The organism is Lysobacter solisilvae (assembly GCF_016613535.2).
GTDB lineage: Bacteria > Pseudomonadota > Gammaproteobacteria > Xanthomonadales > Xanthomonadaceae > Agrilutibacter > Agrilutibacter solisilvae.
The window spans coordinates 504,064-521,711 of record NZ_CP071518.1 but is presented as its reverse complement, the minus strand read 5'-3'; the positions used below and the strand labels follow the sequence as shown (position 1 = coordinate 521,711).

General features: G+C 71.2%; 13 protein-coding genes and 2 pseudogenes. 6 read left to right on the top strand and 9 right to left on the bottom strand.

Going from position 1 to position 17,648, the window contains the following annotated elements; translation table 11 throughout:
- Positions 1–10 precede the first annotated feature (10 nt).
- Positions 11–520, bottom strand: a complete 510-nt coding sequence (locus tag I8J32_RS17775; RefSeq protein WP_207526738.1) for a tyrosine/phenylalanine carboxypeptidase domain-containing protein — start codon at positions 518–520, stop codon at positions 11–13.
- A complete protein-coding gene (locus tag I8J32_RS17770; RefSeq protein WP_207526737.1) occupies positions 420–1,328 on the bottom strand; it encodes a tyrosine/phenylalanine carboxypeptidase domain-containing protein in 909 nt (302 codons plus the stop codon). The genes I8J32_RS17775 and I8J32_RS17770 overlap by 101 nt, the downstream gene beginning before the upstream one ends.
- Positions 1,329–1,615: 287 nt before the next feature.
- On the opposite strand from I8J32_RS17770, the gene I8J32_RS02315 reads away from it, so the two are divergent.
- Together I8J32_RS02315 and I8J32_RS02310 are read left to right on the top strand one after the other, a co-directional pair.
- On the top strand, positions 1,616–2,752 hold the full coding sequence (locus I8J32_RS02315) for an AI-2E family transporter (RefSeq protein WP_200615440.1): 1,137 nt from the start codon (positions 1,616–1,618) through the stop codon (positions 2,750–2,752).
- A 70-nt stretch (positions 2,753–2,822) separates the two neighbouring features.
- Positions 2,823–3,266, top strand: coding sequence for a potassium channel family protein (locus I8J32_RS02310; RefSeq protein ID WP_200615442.1), 444 nt, complete (start codon positions 2,823–2,825; stop codon positions 3,264–3,266).
- A gap of 83 nt (positions 3,267–3,349) precedes the next feature.
- On the opposite strand, the pseudogene I8J32_RS02305 reads toward I8J32_RS02310, so the two are convergent.
- The 4 genes and pseudogenes from I8J32_RS02305 to I8J32_RS02290 form a co-directional block, all read right to left on the bottom strand.
- Positions 3,350–4,009: pseudogene (locus I8J32_RS02305) on the bottom strand (ATP-binding cassette domain-containing protein).
- Entirely contained in the window at positions 3,996–4,721 is a 726-nt protein-coding gene (modB, locus tag I8J32_RS02300) for a molybdate ABC transporter permease subunit (protein ID WP_200615444.1), read from the bottom strand. Before modB ends, I8J32_RS02305 begins: the two are co-directional and overlap by 14 nt.
- The gene (gene modA / locus I8J32_RS02295) at positions 4,718–5,488 is read right to left on the bottom strand and encodes a molybdate ABC transporter substrate-binding protein (RefSeq protein ID WP_200615445.1); all 771 of its coding nucleotides are present in this window, start codon (positions 5,486–5,488) and stop codon (positions 4,718–4,720) included. The genes modB and modA overlap by 4 nt, the downstream gene beginning before the upstream one ends.
- Before the next feature lie 56 nt (positions 5,489–5,544).
- Positions 5,545–9,964, bottom strand: a pseudogene (locus tag I8J32_RS02290) (DEAD/DEAH box helicase).
- A 321-nt stretch (positions 9,965–10,285) separates the two neighbouring features.
- Between I8J32_RS02290 and I8J32_RS02285 the strand changes: the two are divergent.
- The 4 genes from I8J32_RS02285 to hemC all read left to right on the top strand — a co-directional run bounded on the left by I8J32_RS02285 (position 10,286) and on the right by hemC (position 14,774).
- Entirely contained in the window at positions 10,286–10,981 is a 696-nt protein-coding gene (locus tag I8J32_RS02285; protein WP_200615446.1) for an alpha/beta hydrolase, read from the top strand.
- A gap of 37 nt (positions 10,982–11,018) precedes the next feature.
- Positions 11,019–12,116: a sensor histidine kinase gene (locus I8J32_RS02280; RefSeq protein ID WP_200615447.1), complete on the top strand. Its 1,098-nt coding sequence runs from the start codon at positions 11,019–11,021 to the stop codon at positions 12,114–12,116.
- A complete protein-coding gene (locus tag I8J32_RS02275) occupies positions 12,113–12,847 on the top strand; it encodes a LytR/AlgR family response regulator transcription factor (protein ID WP_200615448.1) in 735 nt (244 codons plus the stop codon). The genes I8J32_RS02280 and I8J32_RS02275 overlap by 4 nt, the downstream gene beginning before the upstream one ends.
- A 994-nt stretch (positions 12,848–13,841) precedes the next feature.
- Positions 13,842–14,774 (top strand): hydroxymethylbilane synthase, encoded by a 933-nt coding sequence (hemC, locus tag I8J32_RS02270; protein WP_200615450.1) that lies wholly within the window; start codon positions 13,842–13,844, stop codon positions 14,772–14,774.
- Between the two features lie 898 nt (positions 14,775–15,672).
- On the opposite strand, the gene I8J32_RS02265 is transcribed toward hemC, so the two are convergent.
- From I8J32_RS02265 to I8J32_RS17835, 3 genes are all read right to left on the bottom strand, one after another.
- Positions 15,673–16,626 carry a dimethyl sulfoxide reductase anchor subunit family protein gene (locus I8J32_RS02265; protein WP_200615452.1) on the bottom strand — a complete coding sequence of 318 codons (954 nt, stop codon included), beginning with the start codon at positions 16,624–16,626 and terminating at the stop codon, positions 15,673–15,675.
- A 28-nt stretch (positions 16,627–16,654) separates the two neighbouring features.
- Positions 16,655–17,017, bottom strand: coding sequence for a ribonuclease E inhibitor RraB (locus tag I8J32_RS02260; RefSeq protein ID WP_200615454.1), 363 nt, complete (start codon positions 17,015–17,017; stop codon positions 16,655–16,657).
- Positions 17,018–17,111: 94 nt separating this feature from the next.
- Positions 17,112–17,642: a 4Fe-4S dicluster domain-containing protein gene (locus I8J32_RS17835; RefSeq protein ID WP_284691303.1), complete on the bottom strand. Its 531-nt coding sequence runs from the start codon at positions 17,640–17,642 to the stop codon at positions 17,112–17,114.
- Positions 17,643–17,648 lie beyond the last annotated feature (6 nt).

Sequence of the window (17,648 nt, the reverse complement as noted above, 5' to 3'; positions counted from 1 at the left end):
CAGCGACGCCTCAGTAGTCCAGTCCCGCCGCCTCGATCACTTCGTCCTCATAGTCGGCGAACCGCTGCAACTCGAGCCGGTCGAGCTGGAACTGCTGCGCGGCGACGGAGAACGCCATCAGCGCGAGGATGCGCTGCGGCTGGCGCGCCCACGGCGGCACGTACACGGAGCGGCCCACCAGGCCCGTGGCGATGTACGGCGCCAGCGTGATCACGTCGCCGGTCGTGACCCGGCCTGCGAACAGCATCGGCAGCAGTTCGGCGCGACCTTCCTGCAGCACCTTGCGGATGAAGATGTGCACCATGAAGAGCCCTTCCAGGTACGCCCCGTCCTTGGTGAAGCACACACCCCCGCGCACGTCGCCGCCGCGGAACACGCGCGAAGCGCTGCGGTAGCTTTCGACCTCGCTCTGCCCCGCTTCAAGGAAACCCTTGAACACGTCGATGAAGTCGGCGCCGTCCAGCGCGGCCTGCACCATCAGCACGCGCAGGGCCACGCGCCGCAGGCGCGCGATATCCATGGCGCCGGTGATGATCTCGGCGAACGTCGCCAGGGCCCTCCTGCGTGCGCGTGGTGCGCGGTGCACCCAGGCCGAGCGTGCGCAGGTGCGGCTGGTGCTTGCCGTTGAGCAGCGTGGCCGTGTGGATGTACGCCTCGTGCTGGGTCAGCTGCTCCAGGTCCTCCTCGGAGAACATCGCCGTCGCGCGGATCCGCACGCGGCTGCTGCTGGCGGTGGCCTTGGAGGCCAGCGAGGGGTCGAGCACCACCTCCACCTCGTCGTGGACGAAGAACGGCGCGATCTTTTCCCGCAGGCGCTGGGCGAACACGTCGGCCGGGATGTCGCAGGGCACCGGCGTGAGCAGTTCACGGTCGATCAGGTCGTCGGTGATGGCCAGCATCTGCCGCGCGGCGTCGGCGTTGTTCACCACCTGGTTGCGGTACTGCGTGTCCGGCCGGCCGTACAGCAGCACCGAGCAGCGGGTGAAGCCCGGCTGGCCGATCTGGCCGAGCATGCGCGCGGCGACGCGGTAGCTCCAGGCGGACTTGTAGAGCCAGTTGCCGATCGGGTGGCCACGGTCCAGTCCGCGCATGAGGGTATCCAGCGTGGCGATCTCGGCATCCAGCGGGACCGGCATCGTGGCTGGCTGGGGCAGCGCGGGATTCCCCGCCCGCCATCCCTGGAGGAAGCGTTCCTCCAGTTCGACCGGCCACGCGATCGCATTGAGCACGCGGATCTTGCGGCCGACGCCGCCCAGCGCGCGGTCGCAGGTGAGCATCGGCTCGAAGGCCGGGTCGTGGCCGAACAGTGCCGGAGCGGTGACGGCCATGGGTCCTCCCTCGGCCAGCGCGACGCGGCCGGTTTCGCATGAAGGGTCGCGAGCACGCGACCGGCGCGACGCAGCCACCGCGAGGTCGCGGGCAGTGGGCCGGGACGACTGGCCGCGGCCACGTCCGCCGACGACGCGTGTGCGCGCCATTCGACCGACTGTGGCAAAGGTGGCCGGGGCTGGCAATGCACCTTTCGTCGCATTGCAAGGCCGTTGTCCCGCGCGCTCTACTGCGGCGCCAGGTTCCCGGCAACGATCCTCTCCGAAGGGAACGAGGAAGGAGCGCCATGCGCAGTCCAGACGCGGATCACCCGTGGCCGGAAGTCCTGATGGACGTGCTGTTGCGCGCCGTCCTGATCATCCTGCTGGCGGTGTTCTGCTTCCGCTTCTTCCATCCCTTCCTCAGCCTGATGCTGTGGTCGATCATCCTGGCCGTCACGCTGTATCCGCTGCAGCGACTGCTGAGCCGCAAGTGGAGCCTGGGCAACGGATGGACGGCGACGATCATCGTCGTCGCGGCGATCCTCATCCTGGCGGTGCCGGCGCTGCTGCTGGGCGATTCACTGCTCACCTCGGCCGTGGGCGCATTGAAGATGCTCGAAGGCGACAAGATCCACATTCCGCCGCCGTGGCCGTCCGTGGACGACTGGCCGGTGGTGGGCCCGCGCATCCATGAGGCCTGGCAACTGGCGGCGAACGATCCGCAGGCGCTCCTGGAGAAGCTTGGCCCGCGCTTCCGCCAGGGCGCGCTGAAGCTGCTGGGCACGCTGGCGGGCGTGGCGTCGGGGTTCCTGCTGTTCATCGCGGCCCTGCCGATCGCCGGCATCTTCATGGCCTACGGGACCAGTGGCACCGCCGCCGCCGAACGCGTCGCCACCTCGCTGGTGGGGCCGCTGCGGGGCCACCAGTTCGTCACGCTGTGCGCGGCCACCATCCGCGCCGTCGCGCAGGGCGTGATCGGCATCGCCTTCATCCAGACCCTGCTGATCGGACCGGCGCTGGTGCTGATGGGCGTCCCGGCCGCGGGCCTGCTGGCGCTGGCGGTGCTGATGCTGGGCATCGTGCAGCTGCCGGCCACGCTGATCACCATCCCGGTGATCATCTACGTGTTCGCCACCCAGGGCGCCAGCGCGGGCACGATCGTGTTTGCGATCTACGTCTTCATCGCCGGCCTGGCCGACAACGTGCTCAAGCCGCTGCTGCTGGGGCGCGGCGTCGAGGTGCCGATGCCGGTCATCCTGATCGGCGCGCTGGGCGGCATGATCACCGATGGCCTGCTGGGACTTTTCATCGGCCCCGTCGTGCTCGGCGTGGCGTACGAGCTGTTCTGGAAGTGGGTCGACGAGCACGTGCCGCAGCCGGCCGAAGCGGCGCCGGTGGTCGTGGTGGAACCGGTGGAAACCACTCCGGGGCCGACTCCGTAACCATCATGGATCGCTAGCCCATGGCCCTGCGGTTCGAGCCGACGCCATCCGCCTCTTCGTGGTGCGCGCCATGATCGTCACCATCTGCGTGGGCATGGCCATGATGATCGCCTGCCTGGCCGTGCAGATCGCGGCGGTGGTGCAGGTGATCCGCTATTACGTCGCCGCCGCCCGGCAGCCGCTCGGAGAGCATCCGTTGCTGTCGGCCTTCAGGCAGCTGGTGTACATCATGCTGCTGCTGCTGGTGGCGGGCATCGTGCAGATGGCGGGCTGGGCCGCGCTGTACCAGATCCTGGGCCAGTTCCCCGATTTCGAAACCGCCCTGTATTTCTCCGGCGTGACCTTCACCTCGCTGGGCTACGGCGATTTCACCCTGACCGGTCGCGCGCGCATGCTTGCCCCCATGGAAGCCTCCGACGGCCTGATGATGTTCGGCGTCACCTCCGCGGTCTTCATGATCGCGCTGCAGCACGCGATCAACCGCTCACTGGGGCTGCCGACCCGCAAGCAATGAGGGCACGGCCCCGCCGCGCGCTGCTGGCTGCTCCGTTCCGCGATCCCGCGCCCGATCCATCGGCACGAGGCGACGCGCCCGCGTCACGGCAGCGGCTGCAGGCGTCCGGCGTCCATCGCCAGCACGCGGTCGGCCAGGAACTCGACTTCCGCGCGCGAATGGCTGACGTACAGCATCGGGATCCTGGTCTCGTCCTTGACCCGCTTGAGGAACGGCAGGATCTGCTGCTTGAGGCGGTCGTCGAGCGAGGACAGCGGTTCGTCGAGCAGCAGCAGCCGCGGTGAAAACAACAGGGCGCGGCCGAGCGCCACGCGCTGGCGCTCACCGCCCGACAGCAGCGCCGGGCGACGGTCGACCAGGTGGCCGATCTCCAGCAGCTCCAGCACCGCATCCAGTGCGAACAGGCGCTGCTCCGGCGGCAGGCGATCGTGGCCGTACAGCAGGTTGCGGCGCACACTCAGGTGCGGAAACAGCTGGCCTTCCTGGAACACCAGGCCGAAGTGGCGGCCCTAGGCCGGGATGAAGATGTTGCGCGCCCGGTCCACCAGCATCCGGTCGTGCAGTTGCAGCGTGCCGCCCGTGGGCCTGAGCAGTCCGGCGACGAGCAGCAGCAGGGTGCTCTTGCCGGAGCCCGACGGCCCGCAGATGCCGGTCACGCCGCCCGCGAGCTGTGCGCGTGCCTGCAGTTGGAACCCGCCTTTCTGAACCGCGCCTCGTGAGTACTCGAGGTCAAAGCTCAGCATGCGCGCTCCGGTGGTCGGCGAACCCCAGCCGGCGTTCGGCGCGGCGCCCGAGCCAGTGGCTCACCAGCAACGCGGCCACGGCCAGCGCGATGGACAGCACGACCAGCCGCAGCGCCGCCGCTTCGCCATCGGGCACATGCGTGAGCGAATAGATCGCCAGCGGCAGCGTGCGCGTCTCACCCGGGATGTTGCCGACGAAGGCCATCGTCGCGCCGAACTCGCCCAGGCTGCGCGAGAAACACAGCACACCACCGGCGATCACGCCGGGCGCCGCGAGCGGCAGGGTGATGGTGGCGAACACGCGCCAGGGCCGCGCGCCCAGCGTGGCGGCCGCATGCTCCAGCCGCGCGTCGATCAGGCGGAACGCGAGCCGGATCGGCTGCACCATCAACGGAAAGGCCATCACCGCCGAAGCCAGCACGGCGCCTTTCCAGGTGAAGGCCACCACGATCCCGAATTGCGACTCCAGCCATCGGCCCAGCGGCCCCTGCGTGCCCAGCAGCAACAGCAGCAGGTAGCCGGGCACCACCGGCGGCAGCACCATCGGCAGCTGCACCAGCGCATCGACCAGGAAGCGGCCGGGAAAACGACGTCGCTCCAGCCACCACGCCAGGCCGATGCCCGCCGGCAGGCAGAGCAGGGTCGAGCACAGCGCCACCTTGGCCGACAGCCAGAGCGCCTGGGTTTCCTCTGGCGTCAGCCAGGTGCTCATGGGAGGCCTCGGGTAAAGCCGTGGCGAAGGAACACTTTCGCCGCGGCGGGACCGCGCAGGAAGGCCAGGAACGCGCGCGCCTGCGCCGGCGCATCGCGGGTCAGGGCGACGGGATAGACGATCGGCGCATGGCTGTCGGCCGGGAACGTCGCCACCACGCGCACCTTCTGGCTGATACGCGCATCGGTGGCGTACACCACGCCGGCGCCGCATTCACCGCGTTCGACGAAGGCCAGCGCGGTGCGCACGTCGTCGGTGCCGACGATGCGACCCTGCAGCGCGTCCCAGGCACCCACATGTGTCAGCGCCTGCTGCGCGTAGATGCCCACGGGCACCACGCCCGGCTCGCCGGTGCACAACTTGCCGCGGAACCGCGTCGCCAGCGCCGCGCCTTCGCGCAGCGTCGCCTTGAACGCACGGTTGCGCGGCGCGATCAATACCAGCGTATTGCCCAGCAGTGCCACGCGAGACTCCGGCGCGATGCGGCCGGCCTTGGCGACATGGTCCATCCATTTCTGGTCGGCGGAGGCGAACAGGTCGGCCGGGGCGCCGGCTTCCACCTGCTTGGCCAGCGTGGACGAGGCGCCAAAGGCGAGGACCGGGCGCGCATGGCCCGCGGCCTGCCACTGCGTGGCCAGTTCCTCCAGCGCGTTGGTCAGGCTGGCGGCGGCGAACACGCGGACGGGTTCGTCGGCGCGCGCCTGGCCGACGCCGAAGACCGACAGCAGCGCGAACAGGACGCAGGCACAGCAGCGGAGCAACGGCATGGACTCGGACCAGCGGGGGCGGGCGCCTGATTCTGCCCCACGCGCCGGTGGTGCGCTCAGGCGGCGGGCGCCACGCCCAGCCCGGCCAGCAGGCCGGGCAATGCGAATTCGGGTTCGCGCAGCAGGACCTGGCGCGCGTGAGGCTCCTCGTCGGGCGCCGGCGCCTGCAGCCATTCGACCTGGCCGGCCACCAGGGTCGCCACCGGCACGCCGTCGCGCCACAGCACGCGCGCACCCAGCTGGCGCGGCACCTTCGCGCCGGCCACCACCGTGCCCACCAGGTTGAGCGGGTCCAGGGCCGACAGCGCGAGCCAGGCGCCGTCGGGTGGCTGGCGGCGCACCTGCCGCAGCGCGGCCACCGCGTCGGGCAGGGCGAACTGCTCGCCGGACATGCCCTGGATGAATCGCCCGCCGCGGATTTCACCGCGCGCCTCCAGCCGGTGGTAGACGCGCAGCAGTTCGCGCCACGGCGGCAGCCATGGCGCCTCGCGTTCGAGCAGGCGCCATGCCACGACGCCATAGCGTCGCAGCAGCGTGCGGGCGACGTGTTCGACCTGCTCGGCGCGCGCGGCGGTGGCGGCGGCCGGTGTGTCCGACGCCACCGGCGCCCTGCGCGCGAGCGTCCAGCGGCCGGCGTCCTCGATGCCCATCAGCGCCGCGCGCCGTCGCCCGTGCCGGCCCATCGGCGAGGGCCGCTTCGAGGGAGGCACCAGCAGCGCGCGCAATCCCGCGAAGCTGTCGCAGGTGACGTGCCCCGCGCGCGACCAGTTCGGCCAGCGCGTCCTCCAGTTCGGTGCGCAGCAGGTGCGCGCTGGTCGACAGCTCGTCGAAGAACGAGGCGCCATGCCCACGCAGCACGTCGAGCACGCGTTGCGCGCGCGAGGACAGCGGCGGCCCGTCCTCGAGCTGCTGCGCCGTCAGCGCCGACCAGTGCGACAGCGTGCGGCGCGGCAGCAGGACGATCGGCGTGGCGCGCACCGGCGCGGCGCGCGTGCCGGCGGCCTCGGTGCTGGCGCCGCGCAGGCGCGTCCAGGCGATGCGGCCGGCGGTGCACAGGTCGTCCAGCCACGAGATCGAGTAGTCGCTCACCCGCGCCGGCAGCAGTTCGGATTCCCAGGCGGCCGCGGGCGCCTCGAACCCTTCCAGCTGCGTGAGCACGCCGGCGAGCGCTTCGGGCCCGCTCACGCGCGCGGCCTTGGCCACGCGCTGCCAGTCGAACAGGAAGCGCATGAAATCCCGCGGCTCGACCGGTTCGATTTCCCGGCGCAGCCGCCCGATCGTGTAGCGGTGGATGCGCGCGAGCAGGTGGCGCTCGCACCACTCTTCGGGCGCCGTGCCTTCGGTGGCCGCAGACGAAAAGCGTCCGCGCATCACATAGCCCTCGCTCTCCAGGCCGGCGAGCGCGATGTCGACGTCCAGCGCGGGCACGGCGAGCGCGTGCGCGAGTGCGGCGACGGTGACCGGGCCGAGCCCGGTCATGCGCGCGCGCAGCAGTTCGGTCAGCGCGGCCTCGCGCGTCCACGATTCGTGCGCCATCGCCGGCGGGGCGCTGATCGCAGGGTCCAGCGCCGCTTCCGGATGCAGCGCCTGCAACGTGGGCAGCCGCTCGGCGGCGCACCACAGGCCCTCGCCGAGGGCCGCGCGCGTGGCGCGTGCGTGGCCGGCCAGCGCTTCCAGCCATGGCAGCCACGCATGGCAGCGCGCTTCCTCGGCGGTGACCACGCCCAGGCCCATCAGCGCATCGTGCATCTCGTCGGCGTTGCGGACTTCCGGCCAGGCCTGCGCGCGCACTTCCTCGATCGCGGCCGGGTCGAGCCGGCCCAGGTCATCCGCGCTGTCCGCGTCGGCGTAGCGGCGCGCCATCACCGCCTGCGTGCGCCGCTCTTCCAGCGGTGCGTCGTCGAGGAATGCGTAGGGGCGCGCATTGAGCGCTTCGGCGGCGAAGGGCGAGGGCCCGGTCAGGTCGCGCGCGGCGACGGTGACCTCGCCGGCCTCCATGCGCCGCAGCAATGCCAGCCAGCCGGCGGTGTCCATCGCCTCGTGCAGGCAGTCGTCGAGCGTCTGCGCGACCAGCGGGTGGTCCGGCACTTCGCGCTCGCCCACCAGGTTCTCCGCGCAAGCGACCTGGTCGGGGAACACGGTCGCCAGCAGGTCCTCGGATTTCATCCGCTGCAGCTGCGGTGCCACGCGCTTGCCGCCGACGAAGCGCGGCAGCGCCAGCGCCGTGGTCGCATTCCAGCGCCAGCGCACCGCGAACAGCGGCGCGTCGAGCAGCGCCTGCACCAGCACGTGCTCGGCCGAGGCCGAATGCAGGTAATGGGCGACCTCGATGAGCGGGAAACTGTGGCTGGTCGACAGCGACAGCACGATCGCGTCCTCGGTGGCCGCCGCCTGCAGTTCGAAGTTGAACTTGCGGCAGAAGCGCTTGCGCAGCGCCAGCCCCCAGGCGCGGTTGAGCCGGCTGCCGTACGGCGAATGGATCACCAGCTGGGTGCCGCCGGACTCGTCGAAGAACCGTTCCAGCACCACCTGTTCCTGCGTGGGCAGGGTGCCCAGCGCGGCGTGCTGGCGGGCCAGGTATTCGCCCAGCTGCTGGGCGGCCTCGGGCGTCAGTCCGACGGTGCCGTGCAGCCAGGCGACCACGTCGCCACCATCGGCCAGCAGTTGCGCGGCCTCCGCCCGCAGGCGTGACACGCCGGCCGACAGTTCGTCGCTGCGGCCCGGCGCCTCGCCCAGCCAGAACGGGATGCTCGGCGGGGCGCCCTGCGCGTCTTCCACGCGGACGCGGCCCGGCTCCACCCGCAGGATGCGGTAGCTCGCGTTGCCCAGCTGGAAAATGTCGCCCGCCAGGCTCTCGATCGCGAAGTCCTCGTTGACCGTGCCGATGTTCTGCGCCTGCGGTTCGAGCACCACGTTGTAGTCGGCGGTGTCCGGGATCGTGCCGCCGGACATCAGCGCCGTCATGCGCCCGCCGGCGCGGCCGCGCAGCAGCCCGTGGACGGCGTCGCGATGGACGTAGCCGGCGCGCGCGCCGCGGCGGCTGCTGAAGCCCTCGGCCAGCATCGCCACGGTGTCGTCGAAACTCTCGCGCGAGAGCCCGGCGTACGGCCACGCGCCGCGGCACAGCTCGAACAATGCGTCCTCGCTCCATTCCTGCGCGCAGACCTCGGTGACGATCTGCTGCGCCAGCACGTCCACCGGCGCCCGCGGCATCTTCAGCGCGTCCAGCTCGCCCCGGCGCACGCAGTCCAGCAGCGCGGCGCACTCGGCAAGGTCGTCGCGCGAGGACGGAAACAGCCGGCCCTTGGGCACGCCGCCGACGAAGTGGCCCGAACGCCCCACGCGCTGCAGGAACGCGGCGATCGCGCGCGGCGAGCCCAGCTGGCACACCAGGTCGATGTCGCCGATGTCGATGCCCAGCTCCAGCGACGCGGTGGCGATGAGCACCTTCAGCTCGCCGCGCTTGAGCCGCTGTTCGGCGTCCAGCCGCAGTTCCTTGGCCAGGCTGCCGTGGTGGGCGGCCACGTGTTCGCGGCCCAGGCGTTCGCCCAGGTGCCGTGCCGCGCGCTCGGCCATGCGCCGCGTGTTGACGAACACCAGGGTGGTGCGGTGCTGCTCGACCAGCTGCGCGATGCGCGCGTACACCTGCTCCCACTGCTCGTTGGACATCACCGCCTGCAGCGGCGTGGGCGGCAGTTCGAGGGCGAGGTCGCGCGGGCGGTCGTAGCCGATGTCGACGATGCTGCAGTCGGGCGTGCCGTCGGCCGCGACCGACCCGGCGCCGACCAGGAAGCGCGCGACCTCGACGATCGGCTTCTGCGTCGCCGACAGGCCGATGCGCACCAGCCGCCGGCCGCACAGCGCATCCAGCCGTTCCAGCGTGAGGGCCAGGTGGCTGCCGCGCTTGCTGGCCGCCACCGCGTGGATTTCGTCGACGATCACCGAGCGGGCCGTGGCCAGCATCGCGCGGCCGGATTCGGACCCCAGCAGCACGTACAGCGATTCGGGCGTCGTGACCAGGATGTGCGGTGGCTTGCGGCGCATCTGCGCGCGTTCGGACTGCGGGGTGTCGCCGGTGCGCACGGCGGTGCGGATGTCCACCGCGGGCAGTTCCATGCGCGCCAGCTCGGCGGCGATGCCTTCCAGCGGCGCTTCCAGGTTCAGGTGGATGTCGTTGGACAGCGCCTTCAGCGGCGAGACGTACACCACCGCGGTTTCGTCGCGCAGGCCCTGCGCCAGGCCCTCGCGGACCAGGCCGTCGATCGCCGACAGGAATGCGGTAAGTGTCTTGCCCGAGCCGGTGGGCGCCGCCACCAGGGTGTGGCGGCCGGCGCCGATTGCGGGCCAGGCCTGCTGCTGCGCCGGCGTGGGGAAGGCAAACGCGCGCCGGAACCAGGCGGCCACCGCCGGGTGGAACCGCGCGAGCACCGCGTCGTCGGCGGGGCCGGGCGGATCGGGGAGCTGATGCGCAACCATGGTGATCATTATCCTGCCGCGCCCCGGGCGGGGCCTGAACTTGCTGGCTGGCGGGCCGGGTCTGACGGGCCCGGTCCAGGTTGCCGGGGCTTGACCGGCAGTCCTGGCCGGCCGTTCTGACGGGGTCTGCTCGGGTCTGCTCGGGTCTGCTCAGGTCCGATCCCCGGGCCAGGCGATCGGCCCACCACGGCCGCTGCGCCGGCTTGGCCCGCATACGGGCCAGCGCCCGATCGGCCAGGGGCCGAGCGTCGCATGGGGCCGTCGCAGGAGCTGCGACGCGCAAGGCTGGCAGCGCCCGGGGGCAGCGGCCACAATGCCTGCATGAACGACACTTCCGCCGCGCCCGCCGCCATCGACCGCCTCGACACCGTCGAGCAGGAGACCGGCCCGAATCCCGCCTGGACCGTGCTCTGGCTGCATGGCCTGGGCGCCGATGGCCACGACTTCGCGCCCATCGTCCCGGAACTGGTGCGGCCGCACTGGCCGGCGCTGCGCTTCGTGTTCCCGCATGCGCCGGTCCGCGCCGTGACCATCAACGGCGGCGCCCGCATGCGGGCCTGGTACGACATCGTCGACATGAACCTGGCCAACCGCGCCGACGAAGGCGGCGTGGACGCCTCGGTGCGCCAGGTCGAGGCCCTGATCGCACGCGAACAGGCCCGCGGCGTCGATCCCTCGCGCATCCTGCTGGCCGGGTTCTCGCAGGGCGGCGCGATCGCGCTGGCCTGTGCCCTGCGCCGCGCCACGCCGCTGGGCGGGATCATCGCCCTGTCGACCTACCTGCCGATGGCGCAGAGGCTGGTGGCCGAAGCCACGCCGCAGGCGCGCAACCAGCCGGTCTTCATGGCCCACGGCCAGATGGACCCGGTGGTTCCCTACGCCGGCGGCGACGCCAGCGCGCGCCAGCTGCGCGCGCTGGGGCTGCCGGTGGAATGGCACGCCTATCCCATGGGTCACCAGGTCTGCGGCGAAGAGATCGCCGACCTGGCCGCCTGGATGTCGCAGCGGCTGGCCTGAGGCCGCCGACGCCCGCCATGGCCCGCGCGCGCACCGCATGAAGCATTCCGCGGCCGCCCGCGATCCCTGGCTGCCGGACCTGTGCCGGCTGCCCCGCCTGGCGGTGATGCTGGGCATGTCCGAACTGGTCATCGTGGTGCTGGCGCTGGCGCCGGGCGGCGGCGTGCAGTGGGACATCGAGCGCTTCGTCACCGCCAGCGCCTTCTCCCTCTGGCTTGCCCTCACCGCGGCGGTGCTGCTGTGCGTGTCGCGCACCCAGGTCTCGCGCCTGCCGATGCCGCTGGGCACCCTGGTGGCGCTGCTGGGCAGCGGCCTGGTCGCGGCGCTGGGCGCGTCGATGGCCCACGTGATCGACACCAACCTGGGCTACGGGCTGGTGCCCGACAACGTATCGATGCTGCGCTTCGTGTGGGGCTCGGCGGCGGTGACGATGCTGATCGTCGCCGTGGTGCTGCGCTATCTCTACGTCAACGACGGCTGGCAGGCGCAGGTGCGCGCCAGCGCGCGCGCCGAGGTCGATGCGCTGCAGGCGCGCATCAAGCCGCACTTCCTCTTCAACAGCATGAACACCATCGCCGGCCTGGTCCGGACCGACCCGGTGGTGGCCGAGCGCGCGGTGCTGGACCTGTCGGACCTGTTCCGCGCCGCCCTGGGCGCCGGCGACCGGGAGTCCACCCTGCGCGAGGAGATCGAGCTGTGCGAGCGCTACCTGGCGATCGAGCAGCTGCGCCTGGGCGACCGTTTGCGAGTGAGCTGGGTCCGCGCCGAACCGCTGCCCTGGCGGATGCCGATGCCCAGCCTGGTGCTGCAGCCCCTGCTGGAGAACGCGGTCCTGCACGGGGTGTCCCGCCTGCCGGGCGGCGGCGAGATCGAAGTGGAACTGGCCCAGCTGGGCCAGGAACTGCTGATCTGCGTGCGCAATCCGGCCCCGCCGCCGCGCGAGGCGGACGTGCAGCAGGCACTGGACGAGCCCGGGGAGCGGCGCCGCGGGGGCACCCGCCACGCCCAGGCCAGCATCGGCCAGCGCCTGGCCTTCGCCTACGGTCCGGGGGCACGGATGGTCGCGCAGTGGCGTGAGGGCTACTATCAGGTGGACCTCCGGCTGCCGGTGGGAACGGGGAGCCTCAACCGATGAAGGTAGTCATCGCCGACGACGAACCCCTGGCCCGCGAACGCCTGCGCGGCCTGCTGGCTTCCATCCAGGGCGTGGAAGTGGTCGCGGACGCGGCGGACGGGCACGAAGCCCTGCACGCCTGCGCCGCCCACCATCCCGACCTGGTGCTGCTGGACATCGCCATGCCGGGCATCGACGGGCTGGAGGCCGCACGCCACCTGGCCGCGTTCGAACCGCGTCCGGCCGTGGTGTTCTGCACCGCCTACGACGCCCATGCGCTGTCCGCATTCGAGGCCGAGGCCATCGATTACCTGGTCAAGCCCGTGCGTCCCGAACGCCTGGCCGCCGCCATCGACCGCGTGCGCACCTTCGCCGCCGGCCGCGGGCAGGGCGCCAGCAGCGGCGCGCCGCAGGGCCAGCAGCGCACGCACCTGTGCGCGCGCCTGCGCGGCAGCCTGCGCCTGATCCCGATCGAGGACGTGCACTACCTCCACGCCGAGGAGAAGTACGTCATCGTCCACCACGCGCGCGGCGAGGACCTCATCGAGGAATCGCTCAAGTCGCTGGAAGAGGAATTCGGCAGCCGCTTCGTGCGCATCCACCGCAACTGCCTGGTGGCCCGGCACGAGATCGTCGAACTCAAGCGCAGCCCCGACGGCCACGTCCAGGCCCTGCTGCGCCACGGCAAGCAACCGCTGGAAGTCAGCCGCCGCTGCGTGGCGGGCCTGCGCGAGACCCTCAAGCATCTCTGAGCATTGCCCCTTCCCCCGCTGTGCGGGGGGTGAGAGGACGCGTTTGCGGACCACTGGTCCGCGCGTCATCGAACGCCAGCAGGCTGCGCCTGCTGGCCGGGACGGTTGGGATGGGGGCCGACGGTCGCCGCGAATCAGCCCCTTCCCCCGCTCCGCGGGGGAAGGTTGGGATGGGGGCCGACGATCGCCGCGAATCAGCCCCTTCCCCCGCTGCGCGGGGGAAGGTGGGGATGGGGGCCGACGGTCGCCGCGAATCAGCCCCTTCCCCCGCTTGCGGGGGGTGAGAGGACGCGTTTGCGGACCACTGGTCCGCGCGTCATCGAACGCCAGCAGGCTGCGCCTGCTGGCCGGGACGGTTGGGATGGGGGCAGACGGTCGCGGCGCCCTCAACCCACGCGAGCTTTGCCTGTTCGCTGCTGCTCAAGATCAAATGCAAAACAGTGGATAGGCCAGTTACGACCGGCATCCATGCCGGCCGCCCTCCGGCTCTTACGGTCGGCGTGACGCGTTGGCTTGCGTGGCAGCAAGAACAGTAGCCCGGCGCTCTCCGGCCAGTTCGCCGGCGCAACCTCCGGGAGGCCCAAAGAGAGACGCGGGAGTCCAACAAGGACATGCAACCGTCCAAAAAAGACCCGCGGATGGCCAAAAACTGATCACCAGCTACCGAAAATGACTCGCGCGCGTCCAAAAAAGACACGCTCGCGAGCGAAAAAGACTCGCGCGCGTCCCGAAAAGAGTCGCGCGCGGGCAAAAAAGAGACGCCGGCGTCCCGAAACGGGACGCGAGCGTCCAAAATTCAGGCGCGGGCGTCCAAAAAAGACTCGCGCGCGAGCAAAAAAGACACGCGCGCGCCCAAAAAAGAGTAGCTGTCGGGCAGGAACAGGGACGCCCGGGACCCGCTCAGGGGTCCGGCAGGTGGTCTAGCGGGCTTGGCGCGGCCGCCCCAACCCCCGGCCCCGCCCGCAGGACCGCGGTGGCCGGCGATAATGCCCGGATGACCGCACGCCTCCGCATCGCCACCCGCAAGAGCCCGCTCGCCCTGTGGCAGACCGAACACGTCGCCGCGCAGCTGCGCGCGCGCCATCCCGGCCTCGTGGTCGACCTGGTGCCCATGAGCACCCGCGGCGACGAGGTGCTGGACCGCTCGCTGGCCGCCATTGGCGGCAAGGGGCTGTTCCTCAAGGAGCTGGAGCTGGCGATGCTGCGCGGGCAGGCCGATTGCGCCGTCCACTCGCTCAAGGACGTGCCGATGGAGCTGGAACCCGGCTTCATGCTCCCCGCCATCCTCGAACGCGCCGACCATGCCGACGCCTTCGTCAGCAACCGCTTCGACGGGATCGACGCGCTGCCGCCGGGCGCGGTCGTCGGCACCTCCTCGCTGCGCCGCCAGGGCCAGCTGCGCGCCCTGCGCCCCGACCTGGTGCTGCGCGACCTGCGCGGCAACGTCAACACGCGACTGGCCAAGCTCGACGCCGGCGACTACGACGCGATCGTGCTGGCCTGCGCCGGCCTGCAGCGGCTGGGTTTCGAAGCCCGCATCCGCGCCCGCCTGGACGCCCCACAGTGGCTGCCCGCGCCCGCGCAGGGCGCCATCGCAATCGAATGCCGCGACGACGATGGCGCCACGCAGGCCCTGTGCGGGGCGCTGGACCACGCGGCCACGCGCACCTGCGTGGAAGCCGAGCGGGCGATGAACCGCGCGCTGCACGGCAGCTGCCACGTCCCGGTCGCGGCGCTGGCGCGCCTGGATGGCGACGCGCTCGAGCTGCATGGCCTGGTCGGCGCGCCGCACGACGGGCGCGCGGTGCGGGCCGAACGCCGCGGACCTGCGAGCCAGGCCGAGGCGCTGGGTATCGCCGTGGCCGAGCAGTTGCTGGCCCAGGGCGCGCGTGAATTGATCGACGCCTCGCACAGCAACAGCGCATAGGGCGGGCCTTGCCCCGCCACTTGGTCGCCAAAAAGGCCCCGTGCCCGGCTAGCAGCCGCGGCTTGCCGATTCCCGCCGGCGCGTCTTAGCCGCGACCGGGACTGCAACGAAGTGGCGTGGGTTCGGCGCAGGATCCGGACAGCTCCAGTGCGAGACCGGACCACCGCCGAGGCGCCGGCGGGTCGAGACCCGCCCTATGCGTCGTGGCTGTTGCTTGCGATTGCTCTCACGCATACCAGCATCCCGCCCCATGCGTCGTGTTTGTGCTTGCGATTGCTCCCACGCATGCCAGCATCCCGCCCGCCAGCGCATAAGGCGGGTCTTGCCCCGCCACCTGGTCGCCAACAAGGCCCCGTGCCCGGCTAGCAGCCGCGGCTTGCCGATTTCCGCTGGCGCGTCGTAGCCGCGACCGGGACTGCAACGAAGGTGGTGTGGGTTCGGCGCAGGATCCGGACAGCTCCAGTCGAGACCGGACCACCACCGGGCGCCGGCGGGTCGAGACCCGCCCTATGCGTCGTGTTTGTGCTTGCGATTGCTCTCACGCATGCCAGCATCCCGCCCCCCAGCGCATAGGGCGGGTCTTGACCCGCCACCTGGTCGCCAACAAGGCTCCGTGCACGGCTAGAAGCCGCGGCTTGCCGATTTCCGCTGGCGCGTCGTAGCCGCGACCGGGACTGCAACGAAGTGGTGTGGGTTCGGCGCAGGATCCGGACAGCTCCAGTGCGAGACCGGACCACCGCCGAGGCGCCGGCGGGTCGAGACCCGCCCTATGCGTCGTGGCTGTTGCTTGCGATTGCTCTCACGCATACCAGCATCCCGCCCCATGCGTCGTGTTTGTGCTTGCGGTTGCTCCCACGCATACCAACATCCCGCTTCGCAGGGGAAGCGGTCACGCCAGCTAGTAATACAGCGTCACCATGTGCTTCGCCTGCGCGAAGAACAGCCACCGTTCCACGAACGCCCCCGTCAGCGCGCCGAGCGCCGCGACCCATAGCCACGGCGCCGCATCCAGGTGCACGACCAGCGCGACCGGCAACAGCGCCAGCACCGGCAGCACCGTGAACAGCACCATCGCGATCGCGCGCAGGACGCGGCCATGCTTGCGGGCCACGACGAAGCCCATCTCGCGGGTGAGGTAGTTCGCCTGCGTGTGCGGGCGTTCAAACACGCTCACCTCGCGACCGGGCAGGCCGACCGCGGCGCCGCGGTCCAGCGGCAGGGGCGCGTCGACGTCGCCCCAGTACTTCCATTTCAGCGCTGCCAGCACGATCGCCGCCACCAGGCCGGGCATCGCCGCGCGGTTGTCGATGCCGCCATCGACCGTGGCCACCAGCGCGCCGAACAGCAGGCCGCCGGTGAGCAGCGAGAACAGCAGGTAGACCGGCGCGACCAGCCGGTGGCACCACGCCGGGATGGGCCTGAGCGAGGCGTAGATCATGGCCGTGCAGTACACGGTGGCAAGCGCGCACGCGATCAGCAGCGCGGACGCGATCATCCTCGCCAGCGACGCGGACGCCGCCGGCGTCACCGGGTGGGCGGCGAGAGACGGTCCCAGCAGGAGCACGCCGAGGACGAGCGCCGGCAGGCAGGTCACCAGCGCCGCAACGCCCTCGCGCGACAGCCACGAGGTGCGCCATTGCGAGAACGCGCGCCAGGCGCGCCCGGGCTTGCCAAGGTGCGCCACCGAACTGAGCAGGCCGATCGTGGACAGCACCAGGCCGAGAACGATGCCGATGAGCAGGGTCGAAGGCCGGCTCCAGCCCAGCAGCGCGGCCACCGCGCTCCACAGCAGCAGGCCATACCCGGCGCCGGACAGCGTGGTGAAGAAGATGACGGAGAAGGCGGGATGCATGGATCGTCGGGTCGTTCTGGAAAGGGGATCAGTGCGGCATCGCCGGCGGACTGACGTCCATGCCGTCGTAGGCGCCCAGGCCGTGTTCGGCGGCGAAGGCGTACAGGGCCTGGTTGCGCGCATCCAGTGATTTCGCGGTGTGCACCTCGACCTTCTCGACGTGCAGCCACCACAGGTCCCGCAGGTCCTGCTCCTGCGGTTCGTCCGTCTCGGTCTGGAAGATGTCCACCACGGTGTAGCCCTGCGCCTCCAGCAGCGGCGCGGCCTGCGCGAGTTTCTCGGGCGAGGCGTCGGTGAAGAAGTAGCCCCACAGCAGCGGCGCGGAGAGGTCCCAGTCGGTGTTCGTCGCCATGCTCTCGAACATGGTGTCCAGCTGGTCGCGGGTGATCATGGGTGTGGGGTCCTGGCGAACGGGTGCATGACGCGAATCAGTGGGAGGCAACCAGCGAGACGGAACCCGCGCGATCGGACTTGCACGGGCGGGCTCAGCGCGACAGCACGCGGTCGAGCCAGCGCAGCACCGGCGGCAGCGCCGCGGTATCGAGCGCTTCGGCGGGCGGCGCCGGTTCGCTGCCCGGCGGCGGGCCGGCGCGGCGCGGACGCGGTGGCAGATAGCGGTTGACCGGCGCGTAGCCCAGTTCCGGCATCAGCGCGACGCCGCCGCGTTCGGCGACCAGTTTCGACACTTTCGACTCCGGGTCGCCCAGGTCGCCGAAATGGCGCGCCCGCGTGGGGCAGACCTGCACGCAGGCCGGCTCGCGTTCGGCCTCGGGCAAATGTTCGTTGTAGATGCGGTCAATGCACAGCGTGCATTTCTTCATCACGCCTTCGACTTCCGAATACTCGCGCGCGCCGTACGGGCACGCCCACGAACACAGCTTGCAGCCGATGCACTTGGCCTCGTCGACCAGCACGATGCCGTCCTCGGCGCGCTTGAAGCTGGCGCCGGTGGGGCACACGGTCACGCAGGCCGGCGTCTCGCAGTGCAGGCACGAGCGCGGGAAGTGCAGGGTCATCGCCGG